Below are 20,647 nucleotides of genomic sequence, written 5' to 3'. Positions count from 1 at the left end.
GGCTCCGGGTGGTCGTCTGCCCCCGGCCGATGCCCTTCTCGCTGCGGACGCGGGCGCGTTCGCGCCGCTGGGCGGCCAGGACGTCGGGGTGCCGGGCGTTCTGGTTGCGCCCGCACAGGTAGCGGTGCAACGCGCGGGTCTGGACGGTGTGGTGGGAGTGATTCGAGTTGGCCAAGGGTGAACTGCCGCAGCGGCCGGAAGTGTGCCTCGCTCGGGTTCGCCCAGGACGCGCTCGTCGGAGTGAAGCACAGCTCGGCCGTGTTCTTGGCCGCCCAGCACCGGATCCGCACGTCGCGCGCGGCCCGGTCGGGCCGATGCCCTTGCGGCGCCGGTTGACACCCCACAGGGTGCCGTTGCCTACCGAGGAGCAGCGTGGAAGTAGTTGGTGCCGTGGGTGCGGTAGTAGGTCGCCGGCAGCCGGTCGGGGCGGCCATGCTCGGCACCGCAGGACCCCACGCGGCGGGACACCTCGTCGACCTGCACGAGGGCCTGTGGGTCACGGTCGCCGGGCGCGACGAGATCAACACCACCTGCGCTGTCGCGGGCGGGTGGTCGGCGCTCGCAGGGGCGTCGCCACCCTCCCCCTGCCTGGCTCGCAGCCCGTGAACCGCTGCCCCCGGTCGCACCGGAGTACCGCCTGACGCTGTTCGACAGCAGCACGACCACCGGACAGGTCAGTGATGGGGCATCTGCGCCTTCTGCCGGTCGGTCCGGACAGGTCAGTGATGGGGCATCTGCGCCTTCTGCCGGTCGGTTACGAGTGGTCCGACCGATCACGGTCGTGGCGGTCCGGCATGATGCTCGGGTGAGCATCATCGTCGAGTTTTTCGCGGCTCTGGATGACGCGTCAGCGGCTCTGGTTCTTGAGAACGGGCCGCGACGCTCATTCGAGTCGCTCTCGTTCGGCAACTTCGATCCCGAGGAGGCTGTGGTCGAGTGGGAGTGCCTTCTTGCCGGCGGCAGCTTCGAGGAGCTTGTTGAAGCCGGCGAGCCTCGTATCGTCGCCGACCAGGACGATGATGGGTGCGTCGTCTTCGCGATCTCGCCTCGCCTGTCCGCAGCACTCGCCGAGGCTGAGCGGTCGGAGTTGAAGGACGCCGCTGGCGCTTGGTCCTTGCAGCGCGCGGAGGACGGTGAGGTCATCGGCACGGAGGTCGCCTTCGTGATCCTGGGTGATCTGGCTGCTCTCGTCAGCAGCGCCCGACGCCAGGGCCAAGGTGTCTACTGCTGGGTCGCATAGGGGTCGTGCTCGAGCCAGATCGTGACGGATGCCGCTGTGGCGGTGCCGAGGAGGACGTAGCCGCGCTTGTCGTAGCGATCTCGCGGTTCGTGAGGCGGCGGATGCCCTGCCGCCTCACGTACTCGTGAACAAGACCGTTGCTGTACGCCTTGTCGGCCGCGAGGCCGTCCGGCTTCAGGCGTGGCCTGCCCGCGCCGGACCTCGAACTCGGATCTTCTCCAGCACGGTGATGAGCTGGGCGCAGTCCGGCACGCTGCCCTGGAGTCGCGATGAGGACAGGGGGCGGCACAGGCCGTCCTCGCTCAGGTGGCGAAAGCAGGGGCCTCTCCCCCGGACCGGTCCTAATCACCCGAGAAACCGAAGATTCCCAGGTGAGTGGGGGTGTCATCGGAGCAGAGGACGACGTAATAGCCGGTCCATCGCATCTGGCACTCGCCGAGAAGGCTCCGTTCGTGCTCCTCGTGGCTCGCAGCCTCCTTGGCAGCAGCAACAAGCTTCTTGTACTGCTCGACCGTGGGTCGGTCTGTACCGAAGTGGTGAACCACGCGGCTGAGTGCCAATGGGCGCAGGGTGCCGTAGTCAGCGGCACGGGACCGCATCGGCGGGTCATCCATGGCGACGACTTGGTCGATGTCGAGGATCGTATGGGTGCCCTCGGTCCCCATGAACTCCTCATCCTCGTACAGGTCCTCCAGGCTCCGGTACTGGGAACCGTCCCCGTACTCCTCCTGAAACACCCTGGCCTGCAAAGCCTCCAAGGCCGCCTCGACATCCCCGTCGTACGGAGTGACGTAGTCCCACCCACTGGCACCCATCGAGCAGCCCTCCTTGAAAATCGTGAACGGCCGAAACGGTAGCGGCAGGGACTGACACCGCCCATGGCTCCGCTCCGAGCCCAGGCCGACTTCCCGGATCGAGATGCCCAGCGGACGATCAGCCGAATACGAAGATCGCCCGGACAGGCCCTGGAACAGGCCGGTACGCGTGCGCTGCGTGAGGTTGTCGAGGATCTCGCCCAGCCACGTGCTCTTCCCCTTCTCCGTCAGCTGCCGCTGCCCATGGTCACCATCAGGCTGCCCGCCGCTGTGCCGCACGGGCAGCCTGTGCGGGAACCCAGGACTGGACATCGGTGGGGTGGACATAGAGCACGTGGGGATTGCGACTGTGGGGCCCGTAGCCGCTGGTGGCGTTCACCAGGAGATACGCGCCGGGAGGGACGTGCCAGTTCCAGAACCAGGCGTCCTGCCGCAGACCGGTGTCGCACCAGGTGATCACGGCTTTCGAGCCTCGTCTCGCGCGCTGGTACACCTGTGTCACCTGGAGCAGGTGGCCGTTGCCGGCGGTGCGCTGCTGTTGGAGGCTGTGCCACTGGGCGGCTAAGGCGGCGTTCCGCCGGCGCCGTGAGTACATGCGGAACGCCACGATGGCGCCGATCGTGGCGGCGGCGACGAGCAAGGCTCCGGGACTGGTGTGCATGGCACTCATCTTGCCCATTTCACCAGGGCGGGTGGCGGCCGGCCTTCTTCACGAGTAGCGGTTCCGGCTCCACTTCTGTGTGTCTCCGGCTGGGGCCAGGGGGTCGAACTCACCGGATCGACATCCGACCTGGCGGATGTCGTCAGGGCTGGTGTGATGGGGACACGGCAGGAGTCTGCGGGAGCTGTGGCGGAGCTGCCCTTGCTGCACTCCGGTGTACGCCGAAGCTCACGAGCACGGATCGGGAGCGGTGGTGGAGTTCGGCGAACTCGTGGAAGCGGCTCATGCCGAACCGCGGCTGCGACAGCTCGACGTGTCCCCCAGCCACTGGATGTTCGGCTTCAGGCCCTGCACCATCCCCGTTCCGGAATGCGGTCGCCGTCGCCCCGTCCCATGGCGGCAGCCCGTACCGCGTATTGGAACATCCTCACGCCGGCGTCGTCGGCGGAGCAGCCACGCCTGGGGAGGCCGTCGCCCCAGCGGTGAGCTGCTGCCGGACGCCCCAGGACATGTGGAGCGATCATGCGGGAAGCGGAATGATCGACGCCGGCCCGGGGCGGACGTGGCGGCCCGGCACCGTCGGTCGGCCCCGTGGCGGCTCCCTGCCGAGGGGAGGATCCCCGGCGGTAGAGTTCGGGGATGAACAGACGGGCCCCGACGTTGGAGGATGTCGCGCGGGAGGCGGGGGTGTCCCGTGCGACGGTGTCGCGGGTCGTGAACGGCGTGCGCAACGTCGATCCTGACATCCAGGATCTGGTCCGCCACGCGATCGAGCGCACCGGTTACACGCCCAACCGCGCGGCGAGGTCGCTGGTGACCCGGCGGGCGGAAACCGTGGCCCTGATCGTCTCCGGGGCCGGAGACGCCTTCGCGGCCCGGGTTTTCGCCGACCCGTTCTTCGGGCGTGTGGTGAGCGGCGTCGTGGGGTATCTCCGGGCCCGGGCGATGCACCCGGTGCTGCTGTTCGCCGAATCGGAGGCGGCCAGGAAGCAGGTGGTCGACTACGTGCGGCAGGGCAGCGCCGACGGGGTGCTGGTGGTGTCGATCCTGGCCGACGACCCCCTGCCGGAGATGCTCCTCTCCGCCGGGATACCCACGGTCCTGTTCGCCCGTCCCGGCCGGCCGGCACCGGTCAGTTACGTCGACCTGGACCACTACGCCGGGGGCGGGCTGGCCGGCGCTCATCTGCTGGCCCGCGGTTGCCGGCGCATCGCGGCGATCAGCGCCCCACCGGAGCTCCCGGCCGGCCAGGACCGTCTCGCCGGGTTCCGCGACGCTCTGGCCCGCGCCGGCCGGCACCACCTTCCGGTCGTCGAGGGCACCTTCACCCTCGACAGCGGCGCGGCGGCGATGAGCGCGCTGCTGCGGGAGCACCCCGAAGTGGACGGGGTGTTCGCGGCCAACGACCTGATGGCGCAAGGGGCTTGCCAGGTCCTTCGCGAGCAGGGCAGGCGGGTGCCGGAGGACGTCGCGGTCCTGGGCTTCGACGACTCGAGCATCGCGGTGACGTGCCGGCCGCCCCTGACCACGGTGCGCCAGCCCGTGGAGGAGATGGCCGCGACGATGGCCAGGCTCCTGAACGAGCAGGTCCAGGGTGCGCGTACCGAACCCGGGACCGTGATCTTCGAACCGGAGCTGGTCGTACGGGAGTCCGCCTGAGGCGACCGGCGGCAGGTCGCCGGTCGTCGCCGTCCGTCACTTCCGAGGAGCTTCTGCCGGCGCACGCCGGTGCGCCGGCAGGGGCCTCTCCCGCCCTGCGTGCCGCGGGTCAGGCATGGGCCTGTCGGTGGGCGCGGATGATGTCCGCGTACCGGAGGCCGCTCGACTTGATGGTGCGTGCCTGCGTCGCGTAGTCGACGTGGACGAGGCCGAAGCGCTTGTCGTAGCCGTAGGCCCATTCGAAGTTGTCGAGGAGTGACCAGGCGTAGTAGCCGGCGAGCGGGGCGCCCTTGCGCACCGCGCGGGCGCAGGCGCTCAGGTGCTGTTCCAGGTAGCGGGTCCGCTCCGGGTCGTCGACAGTTCCGTCGGGGCGGACGGTGTCCAAGAAGGCCGAGCCGTTCTCGGTGACGTACAGCCGGGCTACGCCGTAGTCGTCGGTCAGCCGCATCAGGAACGCCTCCAGGCCGTCGGCGTCGATCTGCCAGTCCATACCGGTGCGGGGCACGTCGGGCAGGCGGACCTCGCGGGCGTACGGGACGGGGCCGGCGGGGTCGTCGGCGACCGTGACCGGGAAGTAGTAGTTGAGGCCGTGCCAGTCGAGCGGGACGGCCATGGTCTCCAGGTCGCCCGGGCGCTCCGGCAGGTCGACGCCGTAGAGCTCGCGCATGTCGGCGGGGAAGCCCCGGCCGTAGACCGGATCGAGCCACCAGCGGTTGGTGTGGCCGTCCATGCGGGTGGCCGCCGCGACGTCCTCCGGCCGGGTGGAGGCGGCCGCCACGGTCGAGTGGTTGGTCACGAGCCCTACCCGGGCGCCCGGCGCCGCCGCGCGGATCGCCTGCGCGGCCAGTCCGTGGCCGAGGAGCAGGTGGTACGAAGCGTGTACGGCGGCGGTCAGGTCGGTGAGGCCGGGAGCCATCCGGCCCTCCAGGTGGCCGATCCACCCGGAGCACAGCGGTTCGTTCAACGTGGCCCACCGGGTGACCCGGTCGCCGAGCCGCTCGGCGACGACGGAGGCGTACGCGGCGAGGTGCTCGGCCGTGTCGCGGTCGGTCCAGCCGCCACGGTCCTGGAGGGCCTGCGGGAGGTCCCAGTGGTAGAGGGTGATGTTGGGTGTGATGCCGGCGTCGAGGAGTCCGTCGACGAGCCGGTCGTAGAAGTCGAGGCCGGCCGGGTTGACCGGGCCGTCGCCGGCGGGAAGCACACGGGGCCAGGCGACGGACATGCGGTACGCGTCGGTGCCGAGCCGCCGCATGAGCGAGATGTCCTCGGGCCACCGGTGGTAGTGGTCGCAGGCCTCGTCGCCGTGGTCGTCGTTGTCGACCTTTCCCGGGGTGTGGGAGAAGGTGTCCCAGATCGACGGTGCCCGGCCGTCCTCGGCGACGGCGCCCTCGATCTGGTAGGCGGATGTGGCCGTGCCCCAGACGAAGTCGGGCGGGAAGGCGGCGAGGTCTATGGAATCGGACACAGAGGGCCTCTCTGGGGTGATCGGAGGGGGTGGGGTGAGGAGGAAGGCGATGTCCGGCGGCTACTTGACGGCACCGGCGGTCAGGCCGGTGACGAGGTAGCGCTGGAGCAGCAGGAATCCTGCGACGACGGGCAGGCTCACGACCAGGGAGGCGGCCATGACCTGGTTCCAGTACACGTCGTTCTGGGTGGAGTAGCCCTGGAGGCCGACGGCGAGGGTCCGGGTGGTGTCGTTGGTCATCACGGAGGCGAACAGGACCTCGCCCCAGGCGGTCATGAAGGCGTAGACCGCGACCGCCACGATGCCCGGGATGGCCGCCGGCACGATGACCCGGAAGAGCGCGCCGAGCGGCCCGCAGCCGTCCACCTTGGCCGCCTCGTCCAGGTCCCGGGGCACCGAGTCGAAGTAGCCGATCAGCATCCAGATGGAGAAGGGCAGGGAGAAGGTGAGGTAGGTGAGGATCAGGCCGCCGCGGGAGCCGAAGAGGGCGATGCCGGTGGCGTTGCCGATGTTGACGTAGATGAGGAACAGCGGCAGCAGGAACAGGATGCCGGGGAACATCTGGGTCGAGAGCACCGTGACGGTGAAGACCCGCTTGCCGCGGAAGGAGTAGCGGCTGACCGCGTAGGCCGCGAACACGGCGATCGTGACGGAGCAGACGGTCGCCGCCCCGGCCACGACCAGGGAGTTCATGAAGTAGTCGGCCAGTGGAACGGTTTCCCAGATGTCGAAGTACGGGCGGACGGTGAGGCCGGAGGGGATCCACTGGAAGGCGCCGGACACGTCCTGAAGCGGCTTGAGCGAGCTGGAGACCATTACGTACACCGGCAGCAGCACGAAGGCGGTGAGAAGCGTCAGGAAGATCCGCCGGCTCCACAGGAACGATCGCGGGGCGGCCATTGGGGAGCGGACCGGCCGCCGGGGGTGGCTAGGCATCGGTGGCCTTCCTTCCTCGGGTGGTGAGCAGGAGGTAGGCGCCTGTCACCACGAGCAGGAACAGGAGCAGGAGGACCGACATGGCGGAGCCCGTGCCGAAGTTCCAGGTCTGGAACGAGGACTGGTAGATGTGCAGGGAGATGAGGTCCGCGGACTCGGGTGCCGCCTTGCCGAAGAGGACGAAGGGGGTGTTGAAGTCGTTGAAGGTCCACAGGAACAGCACCAGGACGAGGACCTGGTTGACCGGGCGCAGCGACGGCAGGGTGATGCGGCGGATCTGCTGCCAGATCCCGGCTCCGTCGAGGGCGGCGGCTTCGTAGATCTCCCGGGGGATGTTCTGGAGCCCCGCCATGATGATCAGGAAGGCGAAGGGCCAGCCCTTCCACACGGAGACGACGAGCAGTGTGATGAAGCTGTTGTCGCCGATCAGCCAGAACGGCGGGCTGTCGGTGAGGCCCAGTTGGTCGTGCAGGATGTGGTTGATCAGTCCGTTGTCGCGCTGGAACATGAACGCCCAGGTGATGACGGCGGCGTAGACGGGCAGCGCGTACGGGACGAGGAAGACCGTGCGCAGGAAGCCCCGGCCGCGGAAGCTCTCCTGCATGAAGATGGCGGCGGCCACCCCGAGCAGCCAGCACAGCCCGACCGAGAACAGGGTGAACAGGCAGGTGGTGAGGAACGACTTCAGCAGCGCCTCGCCCACGGGGGCGTCGAAGTCGACCGCGAGGGAGTAGTTGTCGAGCCCGGCCCAGGGAGCGGTGCCCCAGTCGCGGATGTAGAACTGGGTGAGCTCCTTGAAGCTGACGACGATGCCGATCACCATCGGCACCAGGTGGACCAGGAGTTCGAGCAGGAGGGCGGGGAGCAGCAGGAGGTACGGCAGGCCGAGGCGGCGCAGCCGCCCGGAGCGGCGCGTGCGCGGCGCCGCTCCGGGAGAGTTCTTCCGTGCCGTCCGCTCGCCCGTGCTGGAGGCAGCGGTGAGGGTCATCGAGGTGTCCGTGCTCACTTCTTGGGCATCTGATGCTGGGCCTTTTCGAGCTTGGCCCGCACCGACTCGGTGGTCACGGGCCGGCCGGCGGCGGCGTCGGCGAAGAGTTCCTTGACGGCGGTGCCGACGACGGTCTCGAACTGCGACTCCTCGGGGACCTGCGGCAGTGCGGTGGCGCTGCTCGCCAGGGTCTCGCGCAGGACGGCGAGTGCCGGGGTGTTGAAGGCGGGGTCCTGCTGGGCGGTCTTGACCGGCGGGATGGAGCCGTATGCCTTGTTGAGGATGACCTGCTCTTCGTCGCTGGTCATGAACTTGACGAACTTCTTGGCGCCGTCGATGTTCTTGGTGTTCTTGAAGACGGCCATGTTGATGCCGGCGACCATGGAGTTGGTGGCGGCGCCCGTGCCGGGCTTTCCGGACTGGACCGGGGCGGGTGCCACTCCCCACTCGTCCTCGTTCATGCCCTGGGTCTTGAAGGTGGCCGACGCGGTCTGCCACAGGACCATGGCCGTCTTGTCCTTGGCGAAGTCGCTCAGGGACTGGTTCTGGGCGTACTCGGCGTTGCCCGGCGCGATGATCTTGTCCTTGGCCATCAGGTCGACGTACTGCTTGACGGCGGCGACGGCGCCGTCGGAGGTGAAGTCGGCCTTGCCGTCGGGGGTGAAGAAGTCCGCGTTGTGCTGCTTGCCGAGGACGAACACCTGGTGGATGTTGTTGGAGAGGTTGGATCCCTCGGCGCCGAGGCCGTTCTTGCCCTTGGCGGTGAGCTTCTTACCGGCCGCGACGAGCTCGTCCCAGGTGGCCGGCGGCTTCGCTATCCCGGCCTCGGCGAACAGCTTCTTGTTGTAGTAGAGCGCGTAGGCCATGGAGTACAGCGGGACGGCCGCCGGGTCCTGGCCCTGGACACCGGTGGAGCCGAGGGCGGACTCCACGAAGCGGTCCTTGCCGCCGATCGCCTCGAAGTTCTTCGCGTCCCAGGGCAGCAGCGCGCCGCTGGACTGCAGGGAGGCGCTCCAGGTGTTGCCGATGTTGAGGACGTCGGGGCCCTGGCCGGAGGTGGTCGCGGTGAGGATCCGGTTGAGCAGGTCGGACCAGGGCACGACCTCCAGCTTCACCTTGATGCCGGTCTCCTTCTCGAACTTGTCGAGTTCGGGCTGGAGGACCTTCTTGTCCACCTCGATGTTGGCGCCCTGGTTCGAGGCCCAGTACGTGAGCGTTTTCGGCTGTTCGTTGGAGCCCTCGGAGCCGGACGAACCCCCGCCGCAGGCGGCCGCGGTGAGAACGAGCGAGAGGGTGACGGCGCCGACGGCTGCGGTTCTGATTCTGCGCATGACTCCAGGGCCCTTCCGGGGAGGTGGACGGACTTCGCCTGCGGGGAGGGGTGCGACGCGGGCAACGTCCCGCGTTCGGCTCCTGAAGCCCCCCGCTGCTTAATTTAGGATGTGAGTTAAACCTCAAGCGAAGGTCGCGTCAAGGCTTGGGTCACCTGTAAGTTGCTCGGAGGACAACGGAGATGAGGGGGCAGGGTGAAGGTGCGCAGCGGCCGTACTGTGCGTGACCTGCGGCGGGAGAACCGCACCGCGGTACTGCAACGGTTGTATTTCGACGGGCCTTTGAGCCGCTTCTCGCTCGGCCCGGTCACGGGCCTGAGTTCCGGCTCGGTCAGCAACGTGGTGTCCGAGCTTCTCGCCGAGGGCCTGGTCGAGGAGGCCGGCAGCGTCGACTCGGCCGGCGGCCGCCCCCGCACCCTCCTGCGCATCCGCGCGGACAGCGGCTACATGATCGGCGTGGACATCGGTGAGACGCGCGTGCGGATCGAGCTCTTCGACCTGACCCTCACCGAACTCGCACGGGTAGAGAAGTCACTGGAGACCGAGGGCCCGCGCCGGATCGACCGGTACGACGTCGGCGTCGTCGTCGGCCATCTGCGCGAGGGCATCCCCGAGGTGCTGCGCCAGGCCGGTATCCCGGCGGAGCGGCTGCTGGGCGTCGGCATCGGAGTGCCGGGCATCGTCGCCAGGACGCCCGAGGAGGGCGCCGTGGTGCACGGCCAGACCATCGGCTGGGACGCGGTCCCGCTGGAACGGCTCCTGCGCGAGTCGCGGCTCCTGCCCGAGACCGTGCCGTACTACATCGACAACGGCGCCAAGACGCTCGGCCAGGCGGAGATGTGGTTCGGCGCCGGGCGCGGTGCGCAGAGCGCCGTGGTCGTCCTCTTCGGTTCCGGAGTCGGGGCCTGCCTCGTCACGGAAGACATGCGCTCCGGCAGGGCCGTGGAGTGGGGACACCTGACCGTACGGGTGCGCGGCCGCCACTGCCGCTGCGGCGCCCAGGGCTGCCTGGAGGCGTACGCGGGAGCCGAAGCCCTCCTGGAACGCTGGTCCGAGGCGGGCGGGCGGCCCCCCGTCGGCGCGGACGAGGAGACCGCGCTGACCGCGATGCTCGACGCCGCCTACCCCGCCCCGGGCGCCGACGGAACGACGGCACCGGCCGACGCGACCGCTCTGGCCGTGCTGGAGGAGACCGCCGAGTACCTCGGTGCCGGTTTCTCCGACCTGATCAACCTCTTCCAGCCCGAACGCATCCTCGTCGGCGGCTGGGCGGGGCTCCAGCTCGGCCGGCGCTTCCTCGACTCCGTGCGGACCCACGCCACCTCGTACTCGCTGAAGTACCCGGCCGCGCGCGTGGAGATCGATCTGGGCACCCTCGGACCGGACGCCGTCACGGTCGGAGCCGCGATCCTGCCGCTGGCCGACTTCTTCGCCCGCGGCGGCCACCGCGCCGAGGCGGATCCCGAGGAGCAGAGCCCCGCCTGGCAGACGGCTCTGCGGGAGCGGGCGGCGCAGTGAGGAGCCTCAGCCGGTGACCTCCCGCCGCTCGACCGTCACCGTCCCTTCCCACCGCAGGTCCCCCGCCGACCTTCCCACCATGAGCCGGTACGGCCCCGGCTCCGTGGACCAGGCCCGCTCCTCCTCCGACCAGTGACGCAGGGCACGGGCGGGCACCTCCACCTCGGCGGTCACCGCCCGGCCCGCCCCCGCCCGGACCGCCGCCCAGCCGGCGAACCAGCGCACGGGCCGCTCCACGGCCGACCCCGGCCGGGCCACGTAGACCTGAACGACCTCCCGTCCGGCGCGGGCGCCCGTGTTGCGGAGCCGTACCCGAACGCTGAGGGCATCACCTGCCGCGACCTTCGTCGGCGTGTCGACGGTCTCGTACTCCCAGGTGGTGTATCCGAGTCCGTGGCCGAACCAGAAGGCCGGCGCACGGCCGGCCCGCAGCCAGGCCCGATGGCCGATGTGGAGGCCGTCCGTGTAGTCGAGCCGGCCCCCGACCGGCCGCGTGCGCGTCACGGGTGCGTCCATGAGGGACGCGCCCCAGGTCGTGGGGAGCCGGCCGCCCGGTTCCGCGAGGCCGAACAGGACGTCGGCGACCCCCGCACCGGCCTCCTGCCCCGGGAACCAGGCGAGCAGCAGCGCGCCCACCTCCTCCCTCCACGGCATCTCGACCGGGCCGCCGCTGTTGACGACCACGACCGTGCGCGGGTTGACGGCGGCCACCGCTCGTACGAGAGCGTCCTGGTGCCCGCCCAGGGACAGGCCGGCCCGGTCGTACCCCTCGGTCTCGTCGTGCTCGGTGGTACCGACGACCACGATCGCGACGTCGGCGTCCCGGGCCGCCCCCACGACGGCCGCCAGCGCGCTCGCCGCGTCGGAGTCCGGCGGCGCCGCGCTGACGATGGTGGCGCGTCCGCAGCCGGGGACCAGCTCGCGCCGCGCCACCACGTGCACCGGCCGCTTCGAGGCCAGCACCACCCGGGCCGTGTGCACGGGCGGATTGACATGGACGACCGCCGGGTCGTCCGTCTCACAGGGGAACGTGCCGTCCAGGACCGTGCGTCCGTCGACGGTGAGCGTCATCCGGCCGAAGCCCCCGACACCGAACGACCACTCCCCCGCCCGCTGCGGCCGCAGGCGCGCGCTGATCTCCACCGTGCGGGCGTCCGGGGGCAGGTCCGGCTCGAGCTGGCGGCCCGAGAAGCGGTGCTCCGCGTACAACTCCCGCCCGTCGTCGTCCAGCACGCGCAGCAGCACACCGGGAGCACCCGACCTCGGGTTGGCGCACCGGTCGGTGTCGAGCGGGGCGGGAGGGGCCCCCAGGGACGGGCCGGGCGCGTGCACCACTCGGACCCGTCCGCGCAGCCGGGCGCGGATGCCGGCGAGTGGGGTGACCACGTCGTTGGGGAACACACCCGCGCTGCCACCGCCCTGTGTACGCGGTGCCGCGGCATGCGCACCGATGACGGCGACGGTGGCGAGCTTCGCCGGATCGAGGGGAAGCACCCCGCTGTTGCTCAGCAGGACGGTTCCGGCCGCGGCCGCCCGACGCAGAAGGGCACGGGTCCCGTGCGAGCCCCGCACCGGCATGCGGTGCCGGTGGTGCGGCGCGAAGGCGCCCACCCGGTCGGCGAGCCGGAGCAGTCGCCTCACCTTGTCGTCGACGGCTTCCTCCGGTACCAGGCCGTCCTTCACCGCCCGGACCAGTGAAGCGCCCCAGGGGCTCTGCGGGCCCGGCATCGCCAGGTCGAGTGCGGCGCGAGCCGGTTCCTCGGTCGACCGCAGCGCGGCCCAGTCGGACACGACGACGCCGTCGAACCCCCACTCCCCCTTGAGGGGCTCGCCCAGGAGTGGACTGGCCGTCATCGTGGCGCCGTTGACGGCGTTGTAACCCGCCATGACGAGCCACACTCCCGCCTCGACGGCCGCCTCGAACGGCGCGAGGTAGACCTCCCGCAGGGTGCGTTCGGACGCCCGTACGTCGACGGTGAGCCGGTCGGTCTCGGAGTCGTTGGCGACGTAGTGCTTGGCCGTGGCCGCCACGCCGTGGGCCTGGATGCCCCGGATCAGCGCGGCCCCGGTGCGGCCCGCCAGTTCCGGGTCCTCCGAGAAGCACTCGAAGTGCCGGCCCCCCAGCGGGGTCCGGTGGAGGTTGAGCGTCGGGGCCAGCACCACGTCGACACCCTTGCGGACGGCCTCCGCGGCCAGCAGTCCACCGAGTTCCTCCACCAGTGCCTCGTCCCACAGAGCTCCCAGGGCCGAGGCGGAGGGGAGCAGGGCGGAGGGGCACCGCTCGTCCCACGCCTCACCACGGACACCGGCCGGTCCGTCCGACATCACCATCTCCCGCAGCCCGATGTCGGCCTGCCCGGCCGTGCGCCACGTCGTCGCGCCGGTGAGCAGACGCACCTTCTGCTCAAGGGTCAGCTTGCCCACGAGCCGGTCGAGCGTCCTGTCGTCCTTCATTCCCGCCCCTCTTTTCGCGGCTGCTCCGTCATGCCCCTGCCCGGCGGTCACCGGGCAGGGCAGAGGCCCGGCCGCCCTCGCGCGAGCGGGAACGGCCGGGCCCCGGTGAATCCGGTCGGTCAGGGCAGTCGGTAGTCCGCGTTCAGGACCGCGGCCCGCTGCGGGTGGTACAGGTCGTAGCCGCGCGCGTCGCACTGGAAGCCGCCCACGATGCAGCCGTCGACCAGCGCCTTGAGGGTGCGCTCCTCCCACGCGTTGAAGAAGTCGTAGTGGAAGGAGTAGCCGCGTCCGCTGGCCAGCCGGACCTGGCTCATGTCGCCGTTGACCGGGAAGGCCATTTTGAACTCGATCATCGGCACGGCCACCGGGTGGGAGGCCGGGCACATGTTGTCGTTGGTGCCGGGCTTGACGACCGGGTAGGCCATGTGGCTCTTGTGGTCGGGGGTGTCGAGGTACTTCCCGTCCCAGCAACTGGGGGCCTACATCCGGAGGTTCAGCTGTACGTCGGGCCGGCTCGGACAGCTCGCCGGGATGTCGACGTTGAAGAAGCTGTCACCGCATTCCCAGCCCTCGACGAAGCCGCGGTGGCGGCGGAAGTCGTCGGCGCTCTGCATCGGGTCACCCACGACGAACCGCAGCCCCTTGGGGAACGGCCGCACGCTGGTGTAGTCGGTGACACCGGCCTTGTAGTAGATGACCTGCGGGCCCACCGGGAGGATCTTCTTGTCCCCGTTGTACAGGGACGGCATCCAGTACGCGGACGCGTCGGCGGGCGCCAGGCAGGTCGTCCTGCCTCCGTAGAGGCTCGCGGTCGTGCTGGCGGCGTTCGTCGTCGTGTTGCCCATGAAGGTGTGGTCATGGGACGTGCCCGGCTGCCCCGGGTACACGATCGGGTCGTCCGGCGCGGTGTGCGTGACGGAGCAGTTGGCCTGGAACTCCTTGTGGTACCGCGGCGGCGGAGTGTGCGTGGACGGTGTGACGCCGGTGACCTGGGGGACGGCCGGTATGTAGCCGTCACCGTCGGGGTCGTCGCCGGACGCCAGGGTCGACACGGCCGTCGTGTGCCCGGCGTGGCTGCCGGCCGGGGCGGGACTTCCCGGATCGGCCGCGGTGGCGACCGTGCCGATACCGAGGACCGTTGCGACGAGGGCGCTGCCGAGCAGGAGCGCGGGGAGTCGTTTCGAACGCCATCTCATGGAGGGCCTCCAGCCCTTGGGGTGGGGGGGGATGGTGACCCGGCAGGGGGCTGAGCGCTGCCCCCTGCCGGGGGCATGGCGTGGTGCGTCAGCTGTAGACGCCGAACTCGTGGAGCGAGTAGCCCCAGCCCGTGCCGCGCGCCGTCAGGTGGAGACGGACGTGCCGCGCGGTCGCCGCGGCGTCGATGGTGTCGATGTCGCCGTTGCCGGTCGTCGTGGTGTGGACCGTGCGCCAGGTGCTTCCGTCGTCGGACACCTGGACCTCGTAGGACTTCGCGTAGGCCGGGTCCCACACCAGCTGGAGCCTGCGGATGGCGGTGGGGGCGCCGAGGTCGACGCGGATCCACTGCGGGTCGCTCCAGTCGCTGGCCCAGCGCGTGGCCGGGTTGCCGTCCGTCGCCTTGCCCGGCTCGCAGGGGCAGTCACCGTATGACTGCTGGAAGGAGGAGGCGGTGGTCGGCTTGTTCAGCGCCACGTTGGTCCCGGAGACCGGCGGGGCGACGACCTTGACCGACTTGGTCTCGATGCCGGCGTTCCCGCGGCCGTCCTCGGCCTGGATGTACACCTTCCAGACGCCCAGCTTCTCGGGCGCGGTGACGGCGAAGGTGCCGTTGCCGGTGGAGCGCCACCGGGCCTCGACGAGCCGCTTGTCGCCGCTCGCGTAGTTGCCGCTGAGGAAGATCTTGTACGTGACCGGGTCGCCGTCCGGATCGCGCACGTCGGCGCGCACGCTGAACTCACCGCCCGCCGGGGCCGAGGCGGCGGGACTGACGGCCATGTTCGTGATGACCGGAGGCGTGTTGTCGCCGCTGGTCGACCCGGTGTAGGCCTTCTTCACCGCGTAGTACGACAGCCTCTTCAGACCGTCGGGGAGCAGGTTGAACCAGACGCCGCCGAAGTCGTGCTCGAGGCCGTAGTGGAAGAGGGTGGCGCCGAGCGCGACGCCCCGGTGGCCGGTGGTGCAGTTCCACGCCTGGGTGTAGCCGTCCGCCTTCTGTACGTCGGTGGGCTCGTCGGGGACCCCGTTGGCGTCGTCCGGCACCTCCCACTCACCGGCGGGCCCGCCCTCGGTGATGATGTAGGGCTTGGTGTAGCCGCCCGCCTCCCAGTCCTCCTGCACGTTGCAGATGTCGCCGTAGGAGTTCATCGAGTACAGGTCGAGGTCGGGTGCGTTGCGCTTGTAGTAGGGCCAGGCACCGGTCCAGGCGTCGGTCGAGGTGACCGGGTGGTCCGGGTCGATCGAGTGGATCTTCTTGGCGACGTCGTTGACGAAGGAGGTGTAGGCGTTGCGTTGTGTCTCCAGCTCGGTGCCGCTGTAGCAGTTCTGGAGGCCGAGCACGGATTCGTTGCCGACGTTCCACATCAGGGTGCCGGGGTGGGACTTGTACGCCTCGACCCACTTGGCGAACTCGGCCAGCATGGTGTTCTTGTACGTCGTGTCGGTCACGTAGTTCACGCAGCCGCCGCTGCCGGGGCCGCCGCCCGGCTGGAGCCAGAAACCGTTGATCACGCGGACGCCGTGGGCAGCCGCCGTGTCGAGCAGGGGCTTGGTGGAGCCGTCCGTACCCCAGGTGCGGATGGTGTTGACGCCCATCGACTTCACATCGGGCATGTACTTCGGAGCGTCCGCAGCGGACGGGCCCCAGGTCAGACCCTTGACCGTATACGGCTGACCACCAGCGGTCAGCTGCCAGTTCCCCTGAGAGCCGGTGACCCGCACCGCTCCTGACGTGACGGGCGGAGGGGTTCCGTCGGTGTTCCCGTAGACCTGGAACTCCCACAGGGAGTAGCCGTAGCCGCTGGACCGTTCGGTCCCCAGCATCCGGACGTAGCGGCCGGAGCCGGAGACGGCGAGGTCGTCGGTGCCTCCGTCACCGCCGGTCACGGTCTTCAGCGTCCGCCAGTCGGTGCCGTTGTCGGACGCCTGGATCTGATAGCTCCTGCCGTAGGCGCCCTCCCACGTCAGGACGGCACGGCTCAGGTTCGACCGCTGCCCGAGGTCGACCTGCACCCACTGCGGGTCGCTCCACTGGCTGGCCCAGCGGGTGCCGGTGAGGTTGCCGTCGAAGGCGGCCGACGCGGCGAATCCGTCTCCCTCCTGGGACGAGGCGGTGGCGGGCTTGCCCTGCGACAGCAGGGTGTCCGCCGCCTGTGCGGGCGGGGCGACGAGGGTGAGCGTCGACGCCAGCAGCGCGCCGAGGGCCAGCAGCGGGACGCCGACGCGGCGGCGGGCCGGGGCAGGTGGTGAGGGGGCTCTGAACACATCTTCTCCTGGCGGGTTGGAGTGCCGGGCGGGGCGGGGGTGCTCTCCAGGGGATCCCCGGCGCCCGGCGGCGCATGGTCGCGACAGCGCTCCCGGATCGGGACGGCACGACCGGGTTCAGGCGGTGCGCGGTGTGAACCGTGCGGGTTCAGGCACCGGGTGGTGGCCCCTCCGGGCCGGGTCGCGGGGATGTCACCCGGACCGGAGGGGAATCGCTGCCGGTCCGCGCCGGATCGTCCGGCGGCCGGCGGACCGGGTGTCAGGGGAAGGACACGACGGTGGACGGCACGGTCGAGGTGCCGGCGGGGACGGTGGACGCTCCGGTCTCGTTGATGACGTGGTTGTAGTGGCCCATACCACCGAGGGACACCACCAGCAGGCTGTGGAACTTCACCCCTGGCTTGACCGGGGTCTTGAAGCCGTGGTCCTGGCGGATGCTCGGGTCGACGTTGTAGTTGCAGTAGCTGCCCAGGCCCCATGCCTCGTGGGTGTCCACCGAGTCGTCCACCCGGTAGGCGGCATACCCCTTCGTGGTGCCGTTCTGGATGGCGGCCTGGTTGGGCGCGTCGTACGCCTTCTCGTTCTGGTAGAAGATCGTGCGGCCCCGCTCGCCGTACCACTCGACGTCGTACTTGTTGAAGTGCTCGACGAACAGGCCGGTGGCCAACACGTCGTCACCGTTGACCCGCACGCCGTAGTCGGCCCGGTTGGTCTCCCAGCCCACACCCTCACCGTGGTCGGCGCGCCAGACCCAGGTGTGGTCGATGATCACGTCGTCGCTGTTGACCACCATGCTGGTGGTGGCCTTGCCCGCGCCGGCGCCACCGATCCGGATGTAGACGTCCTGCACCGTGGTGGGGTTGGCGGCGTGGTCGGCGGCGGCGCCCTGCGGGCCGATCTCCAGCAGGGTCGGGGAGTTGACCGGTCCGGCGTCGATCAGGAAGCCGGCGAGCTTGACGCCGTCCACGTCGGCGACCTTCATCGCCGTCACCCCGTTGTCGGGAATGATCGTGGCGAGGCCGAGGCCCAGCACGATGGTGTTCGCCCGGTTGACGTTGATGGTCCGGTCGACGTGGTAAACGCCCGGGGTGAACAGCAGGTGCAGGCCCTGCTCCAGGGCGGCGTTCATGGTGGCGGCGGTCGTTCCCGGCTTGACCACGTAGAACCGGCTCAGCGGAATCGACTCACCCTGCGGAGTGCCACTCGCCCAGGTCGTGCCGCGCGCGTCGGTGCGCTTGGCGGGCGCGAAGACCTTGTACTCGTTGCCGTCCAGGTAGAGGAACGGCTTCTCACGGGAGATCGGGGTGGTGTTCAAGGTGGTGTAGCGGGGCTCGGGGAAGCTGGTCGCGGGGGCGCCCTCGACGCCGGAGAAGACCTGGTTCCACACGGAGTTGGACCAGCCGCCGATCGCGCTGTCACGGGTGTACCACTGCTGCTGCGAGTAGTTGCCGATCTGCCCGTCGACCTTGGTGTCGGCGATGTAGCCACCGCTGGCCCAGCCGTAACCGTTCGGCGCGAGGTTGAGGCCGCCCTTGACGTGCATACGACGGAACGACGCCGCCTGGGAGACCGCCCAGCGGTTGGTCCCGCTCACCGGGTTCAGCGCCAGGTTCTCCGCGGCCCGCCAGAAGTTCTGCGTGGCGTTGCCGTTGAACCAGCCCGCGTCGACCGTCACGTCACCGTTGATGGTCGTGTCGTCGGGCCGCAGCCCGAGGCCCGCGATCTGGGTGTAGAAACCGATCTGGGCGTTGAGGCCGTTGTACGTGCCCGGCTTGAAGAAGAAGGCGTGCCGGCCACTGCCGAACTGCGCCGACTCCTGCTGCTTGAACACCTCGTCCAGCTTGGCCTGGATACCGGGCGTGGACGGGTCGAAGACGTGCACGTTCGGGCCCAGGTCCCCGCCGCCCGGCAGGGTCGGGCCGCCGTCGCCGCCCGTGGAGCCGTACACCTTGAACTCCCAGAGCGAATAGCCGTATCCGGTGGCGCGGGCGGTGCCGAGCATCCGGACGTAGCGGGCCGTCCCGGAGACGTTCAGCGTCTCGGTGCCGCCGGTGCCGGAGGTGGTGGAGTAGGCCGTCGTCCAGTCCGTTCCGTTCTGGGACGTCTCGACGCGGTACGCCTTGGCGTACGCGGCCTCCCAGCGCAGCTCGACCTGGCTGATCGTGGCCGTCGCACCGAGGTCGACACGGATCCACTGCGGGTCGGAGAAGGCGCTCGACCACCGCGTGCCGGTGTCACCGTCAACCGCCGCGCTCGCCGGAGTGCCGGAGTTCTCCTGGCTCGACGCCGTGACGGGCTTGCCCTGGGACAGCAACACGGGCGCGGCCTCGGCCTCCTGGGCGGGAGCGAAGGCGAGCAGAGCGGCGGCGAGAGCGGTGACCACCACGCCGACGACACCTCGGCGGGCGGATCTGCGTGGTGCCGGTGGCGCCACGGACGGTATGCCAACTGTGGGCATGTGGGGGCTCCTTGGTAACGAGAACGACACGGGAGAGCGCTCTCCGGAACCTTGCCCGTAACGACACGGACGGTCAAGGGCTCTGACACTACTTATCTTTTGGCTTTCATTAAGCAGCAGTTGACGGCCTCGACAACTCGGCTCATCGCCGGGATCGACGACGGCCGTCGCTTCCCCGGCCTCCGGAAGCGCCGTCGTGCCGCGGGGGTGTCGCTCTCAGGGTGCGGCAGGTGCCGATACGTGCGAAGCGGGTGCCTTGAGCTCGATTTCCACGAAGGCCAGCGGCGAGTCACCGGCGTTGACGACCTCGTGCTCGGCGCCGGCGGGCCGTACGTAGGACTCGCCCGCCCTCAGTTCTGCTGCGGTTTCGGTTCCGCCGGGTGTGAGGATCTTGATCGAACCGTCGGTGAGCGGCACCACGACGTAGTCGTGTTCGTGCACGTGCGGGCCCGTGCTGGTTCCGGGCTCGAAGTCCCAGCGTGTGACGCGTACGCATGCGTCGTCGTGCTGCACCGTGGCCCTGGCCCTGGTCGTCATCACGATTCCTTCCTGTTGGTGTGCCGTGTCACTGGTCAGGAGCGAAGGGACCTGCCGACTCGTGGGGCGCCGGGGAGTGCCTGACGGCCGCCTGGTGGACAGGCTGGTCCGGATGATCACGGCGACCGGCGGGGGCGGCGGTGGCCGGGTCGGCGTGCCGGCCGGCGTGCTGCCCGGTCGCGGACCGCTGGAGGAGGAGTTGGGTGACCAGGGCGAGGGGAGGCCAGTCCAGGCGGCCGTGCCGGGCGACGGCGTAGGCGCGCAATTGGACGTCGGGGGCGGTGAGCGGGACGAGCCGCACGGCCGGGAACGTAACGGTCCCGAGAGGAAGCAGGCCGACGCCCAGCCCTGCGGTGATCATGCCCTGCACGAGGTCGAGACTGTCGGCCTGATGGGTGATGCGCGGGGTGAATCCCGCCATGGAGGCAAGGGTGCGGATGACGGTCTCGTCCGCGGTGTTGCGGGAGTTGACGATCCAGTCGTACCGGGCGCACTGGGCGAAGACCTCCAGGGTCGTCCCCTCCCGGACCTCGGCCTCCATCGGGACGCCCAGGCCCCAGCGCGCGGTCCACAGGGCCGTGGCGCGCACCGCGGGGTCCGCGGTCGCGGGCGCCAGGTTGTAGTCGTACGTCAAAGCCAGGTCCGCCCTGTCCTCGGCCAGGAGCTGGAGCGCCTCGGCGGGTTCGTGCTCGCGGATCAGGACATGGAGGCGGGGGTGGCTGCCGGACAGGGTGGTGATGACGGGCAGCAGGTGGGTGCGGATGGCGGTGGCGAAGCCCGCGACGCGCAGCGTGCCGTTGGGCTCGCTCTCCGGGGCGAGATCATGGCGCGCCGCCTCGACGGCGGCGAGGATCGTCACCCCGTGCTCCGCGAGCCTGCGGCCCGCGGGGGTCAGCCGGACCCGGCGTCCGTGGGGCTCGGTCAGTGCGGTGCCCATCTCGTCCGCCAGGGCGGCGACCTGCTGCGAGACCGTCGAGGTGGTCGTGCCCAGCACGTCGGCCACCGCGCGCATGGACCCCAGCCGGGACAGTTCCACCAGCATCCGTAGTCGCCGTGTCTCCATTCCCCCATTGTCCAGGATTCCCGAACGGAACGTTAAGGATCAACACGTGGACGTGAACGATGC

At 70.1% G+C, this 20,647-nt stretch carries 16 protein-coding genes and 2 pseudogenes; 5 read left to right on the top strand and 13 right to left on the bottom strand.

Annotation, left to right across the window (positions count from 1 at the left end; all coding sequences use genetic code 11):
• Positions 1-19: 19 nt before the first annotated feature.
• Positions 20-453: pseudogene (locus ABT360_RS04040) on the bottom strand (IS630 family transposase); the annotation flags it as partial.
• Here ABT360_RS04040 and ABT360_RS04035 point away from each other — a divergent pair.
• Both ABT360_RS04035 and ABT360_RS04030 read left to right on the top strand, forming a co-directional pair.
• On the top strand, positions 391-606 hold the full coding sequence (locus ABT360_RS04035; protein ID WP_351810267.1) for a hypothetical protein: 216 nt from the start codon (positions 391-393) through the stop codon (positions 604-606). The pseudogene ABT360_RS04040 and the gene ABT360_RS04035 overlap by 63 nt on opposite strands.
• Positions 607-805: 199 nt before the next feature.
• On the top strand, positions 806-1,240 hold the full coding sequence (locus ABT360_RS04030; protein ID WP_351810264.1) for a hypothetical protein: 435 nt from the start codon (positions 806-808) through the stop codon (positions 1,238-1,240).
• 341 nt (positions 1,241-1,581) lie between these two features.
• On the opposite strand, the gene ABT360_RS04020 is transcribed toward ABT360_RS04030, so the two are convergent.
• Together ABT360_RS04020 and ABT360_RS04015 are read right to left on the bottom strand one after the other, a co-directional pair.
• Entirely contained in the window at positions 1,582-2,334 is a 753-nt protein-coding gene (locus tag ABT360_RS04020; RefSeq protein ID WP_351810261.1) for a hypothetical protein, read from the bottom strand.
• Positions 2,309-2,716, bottom strand: a complete 408-nt coding sequence (locus ABT360_RS04015; protein WP_351810259.1) for a hypothetical protein — start codon at positions 2,714-2,716, stop codon at positions 2,309-2,311. Before ABT360_RS04015 ends, ABT360_RS04020 begins: the two co-directional genes overlap by 26 nt.
• Positions 2,717-2,930: 214 nt before the next feature.
• Here ABT360_RS04015 and ABT360_RS04010 point away from each other — a divergent pair, with 214 nt between their 5' ends.
• Complete coding sequence (locus tag ABT360_RS04010; protein WP_351810257.1) at positions 2,931-3,359, top strand: DUF6193 family natural product biosynthesis protein; 429 nt, start codon at positions 2,931-2,933, stop codon at positions 3,357-3,359.
• Positions 3,356-4,375 (top strand): LacI family DNA-binding transcriptional regulator, encoded by a 1,020-nt coding sequence (locus tag ABT360_RS04005; RefSeq protein WP_351810255.1) that lies wholly within the window; start codon positions 3,356-3,358, stop codon positions 4,373-4,375. The genes ABT360_RS04010 and ABT360_RS04005 overlap by 4 nt, the downstream gene beginning before the upstream one ends.
• 109 nt (positions 4,376-4,484) lie before the next feature.
• Here ABT360_RS04005 and ABT360_RS04000 read toward each other — a convergent pair whose 3' ends face one another.
• Genes ABT360_RS04000 through ABT360_RS03985 form a run of 4 tightly spaced genes read right to left on the bottom strand, consistent with a single transcriptional unit; the run spans position 4,485 to position 9,095 of the window.
• The gene (locus ABT360_RS04000; protein WP_351810253.1) at positions 4,485-5,840 is read right to left on the bottom strand and encodes a GH1 family beta-glucosidase; all 1,356 of its coding nucleotides are present in this window, start codon (positions 5,838-5,840) and stop codon (positions 4,485-4,487) included.
• Between the two features lie 60 nt (positions 5,841-5,900).
• The gene (locus ABT360_RS03995) at positions 5,901-6,740 is read right to left on the bottom strand and encodes a carbohydrate ABC transporter permease (RefSeq protein ID WP_351810555.1); all 840 of its coding nucleotides are present in this window, start codon (positions 6,738-6,740) and stop codon (positions 5,901-5,903) included.
• 28 nt (positions 6,741-6,768) lie between these two features.
• The gene (locus ABT360_RS03990) at positions 6,769-7,764 is read right to left on the bottom strand and encodes a carbohydrate ABC transporter permease (RefSeq protein ID WP_351810552.1); all 996 of its coding nucleotides are present in this window, start codon (positions 7,762-7,764) and stop codon (positions 6,769-6,771) included.
• 14 nt (positions 7,765-7,778) lie between these two features.
• The gene (locus tag ABT360_RS03985) at positions 7,779-9,095 is read right to left on the bottom strand and encodes an ABC transporter substrate-binding protein (protein WP_351810251.1); all 1,317 of its coding nucleotides are present in this window, start codon (positions 9,093-9,095) and stop codon (positions 7,779-7,781) included.
• A 195-nt stretch (positions 9,096-9,290) separates the two neighbouring features.
• Here ABT360_RS03985 and ABT360_RS03980 point away from each other — a divergent pair, with 195 nt between their 5' ends.
• On the top strand, positions 9,291-10,613 hold the full coding sequence (locus ABT360_RS03980) for an ROK family protein (RefSeq protein ID WP_351810249.1): 1,323 nt from the start codon (positions 9,291-9,293) through the stop codon (positions 10,611-10,613).
• A gap of 6 nt (positions 10,614-10,619) precedes the next feature.
• Here the strand turns inward: ABT360_RS03980 and ABT360_RS03975 are convergent, their stop codons facing one another.
• The 6 genes and pseudogenes from ABT360_RS03975 to ABT360_RS03950 all read right to left on the bottom strand — a co-directional run bounded on the left by ABT360_RS03975 (position 10,620) and on the right by ABT360_RS03950 (position 20,584).
• Complete coding sequence (locus tag ABT360_RS03975) at positions 10,620-13,067, bottom strand: beta-glucosidase H (protein WP_351810247.1); 2,448 nt, start codon at positions 13,065-13,067, stop codon at positions 10,620-10,622.
• A 119-nt stretch (positions 13,068-13,186) separates the two neighbouring features.
• Positions 13,187-14,263: pseudogene (locus ABT360_RS03970) on the bottom strand (DUF1996 domain-containing protein).
• An 88-nt stretch (positions 14,264-14,351) separates the two neighbouring features.
• Positions 14,352-16,526 carry a discoidin domain-containing protein gene (locus ABT360_RS03965; protein ID WP_351810244.1) on the bottom strand — a complete coding sequence of 725 codons (2,175 nt, stop codon included), beginning with the start codon at positions 16,524-16,526 and terminating at the stop codon, positions 14,352-14,354.
• 259 nt (positions 16,527-16,785) lie between these two features.
• Complete coding sequence (locus tag ABT360_RS03960; RefSeq protein ID WP_351810241.1) at positions 16,786-18,984, bottom strand: discoidin domain-containing protein; 2,199 nt, start codon at positions 18,982-18,984, stop codon at positions 16,786-16,788.
• Between the two features lie 216 nt (positions 18,985-19,200).
• Entirely contained in the window at positions 19,201-19,521 is a 321-nt protein-coding gene (locus ABT360_RS03955; protein WP_351810238.1) for a cupin domain-containing protein, read from the bottom strand.
• Between the two features lie 28 nt (positions 19,522-19,549).
• Positions 19,550-20,584, bottom strand: a complete 1,035-nt coding sequence (locus ABT360_RS03950; protein ID WP_351810235.1) for a LysR family transcriptional regulator — start codon at positions 20,582-20,584, stop codon at positions 19,550-19,552.
• Positions 20,585-20,647: the final 63 nt, after the last annotated feature.

Origin of the sequence: Streptomyces sp. NPDC000229 (genome assembly GCF_040300825.1) — a bacterium.
Taxonomy (GTDB): domain Bacteria; phylum Actinomycetota; class Actinomycetes; order Streptomycetales; family Streptomycetaceae; genus Streptomyces.
Note: the sequence above shows the minus strand (reverse complement) of the source record. Positions and strands in the feature narration are given on the sequence as shown.

Coding starts and splice junctions, on each gene's coding strand:
- ABT360_RS04015 (WP_351810259.1), bottom strand. CDS start 2,716: ATGCACACCAGTCCCGGAGCCTTGCTCGTCGCCGCCGCCACGATCGGC.
- ABT360_RS04005 (WP_351810255.1), top strand. CDS start 3,356: ATGAACAGACGGGCCCCGACGTTGGAGGATGTCGCGCGGGAGGCGGGG.
- ABT360_RS03995 (WP_351810555.1), bottom strand. CDS start 6,740: ATGGCCGCCCCGCGATCGTTCCTGTGGAGCCGGCGGATCTTCCTGACG.
- ABT360_RS03990 (WP_351810552.1), bottom strand. CDS start 7,764: ATGACCCTCACCGCTGCCTCCAGCACGGGCGAGCGGACGGCACGGAAG.
- ABT360_RS03985 (WP_351810251.1), bottom strand. CDS start 9,095: ATGCGCAGAATCAGAACCGCAGCCGTCGGCGCCGTCACCCTCTCGCTC.
- ABT360_RS03975 (WP_351810247.1), bottom strand. CDS start 13,067: ATGAAGGACGACAGGACGCTCGACCGGCTCGTGGGCAAGCTGACCCTT.
- ABT360_RS03960 (WP_351810241.1), bottom strand. CDS start 18,984: ATGCCCACAGTTGGCATACCGTCCGTGGCGCCACCGGCACCACGCAGA.
- ABT360_RS03955 (WP_351810238.1), bottom strand. CDS start 19,521: ATGACGACCAGGGCCAGGGCCACGGTGCAGCACGACGACGCATGCGTA.
- ABT360_RS03950 (WP_351810235.1), bottom strand. CDS start 20,584: ATGGAGACACGGCGACTACGGATGCTGGTGGAACTGTCCCGGCTGGGG.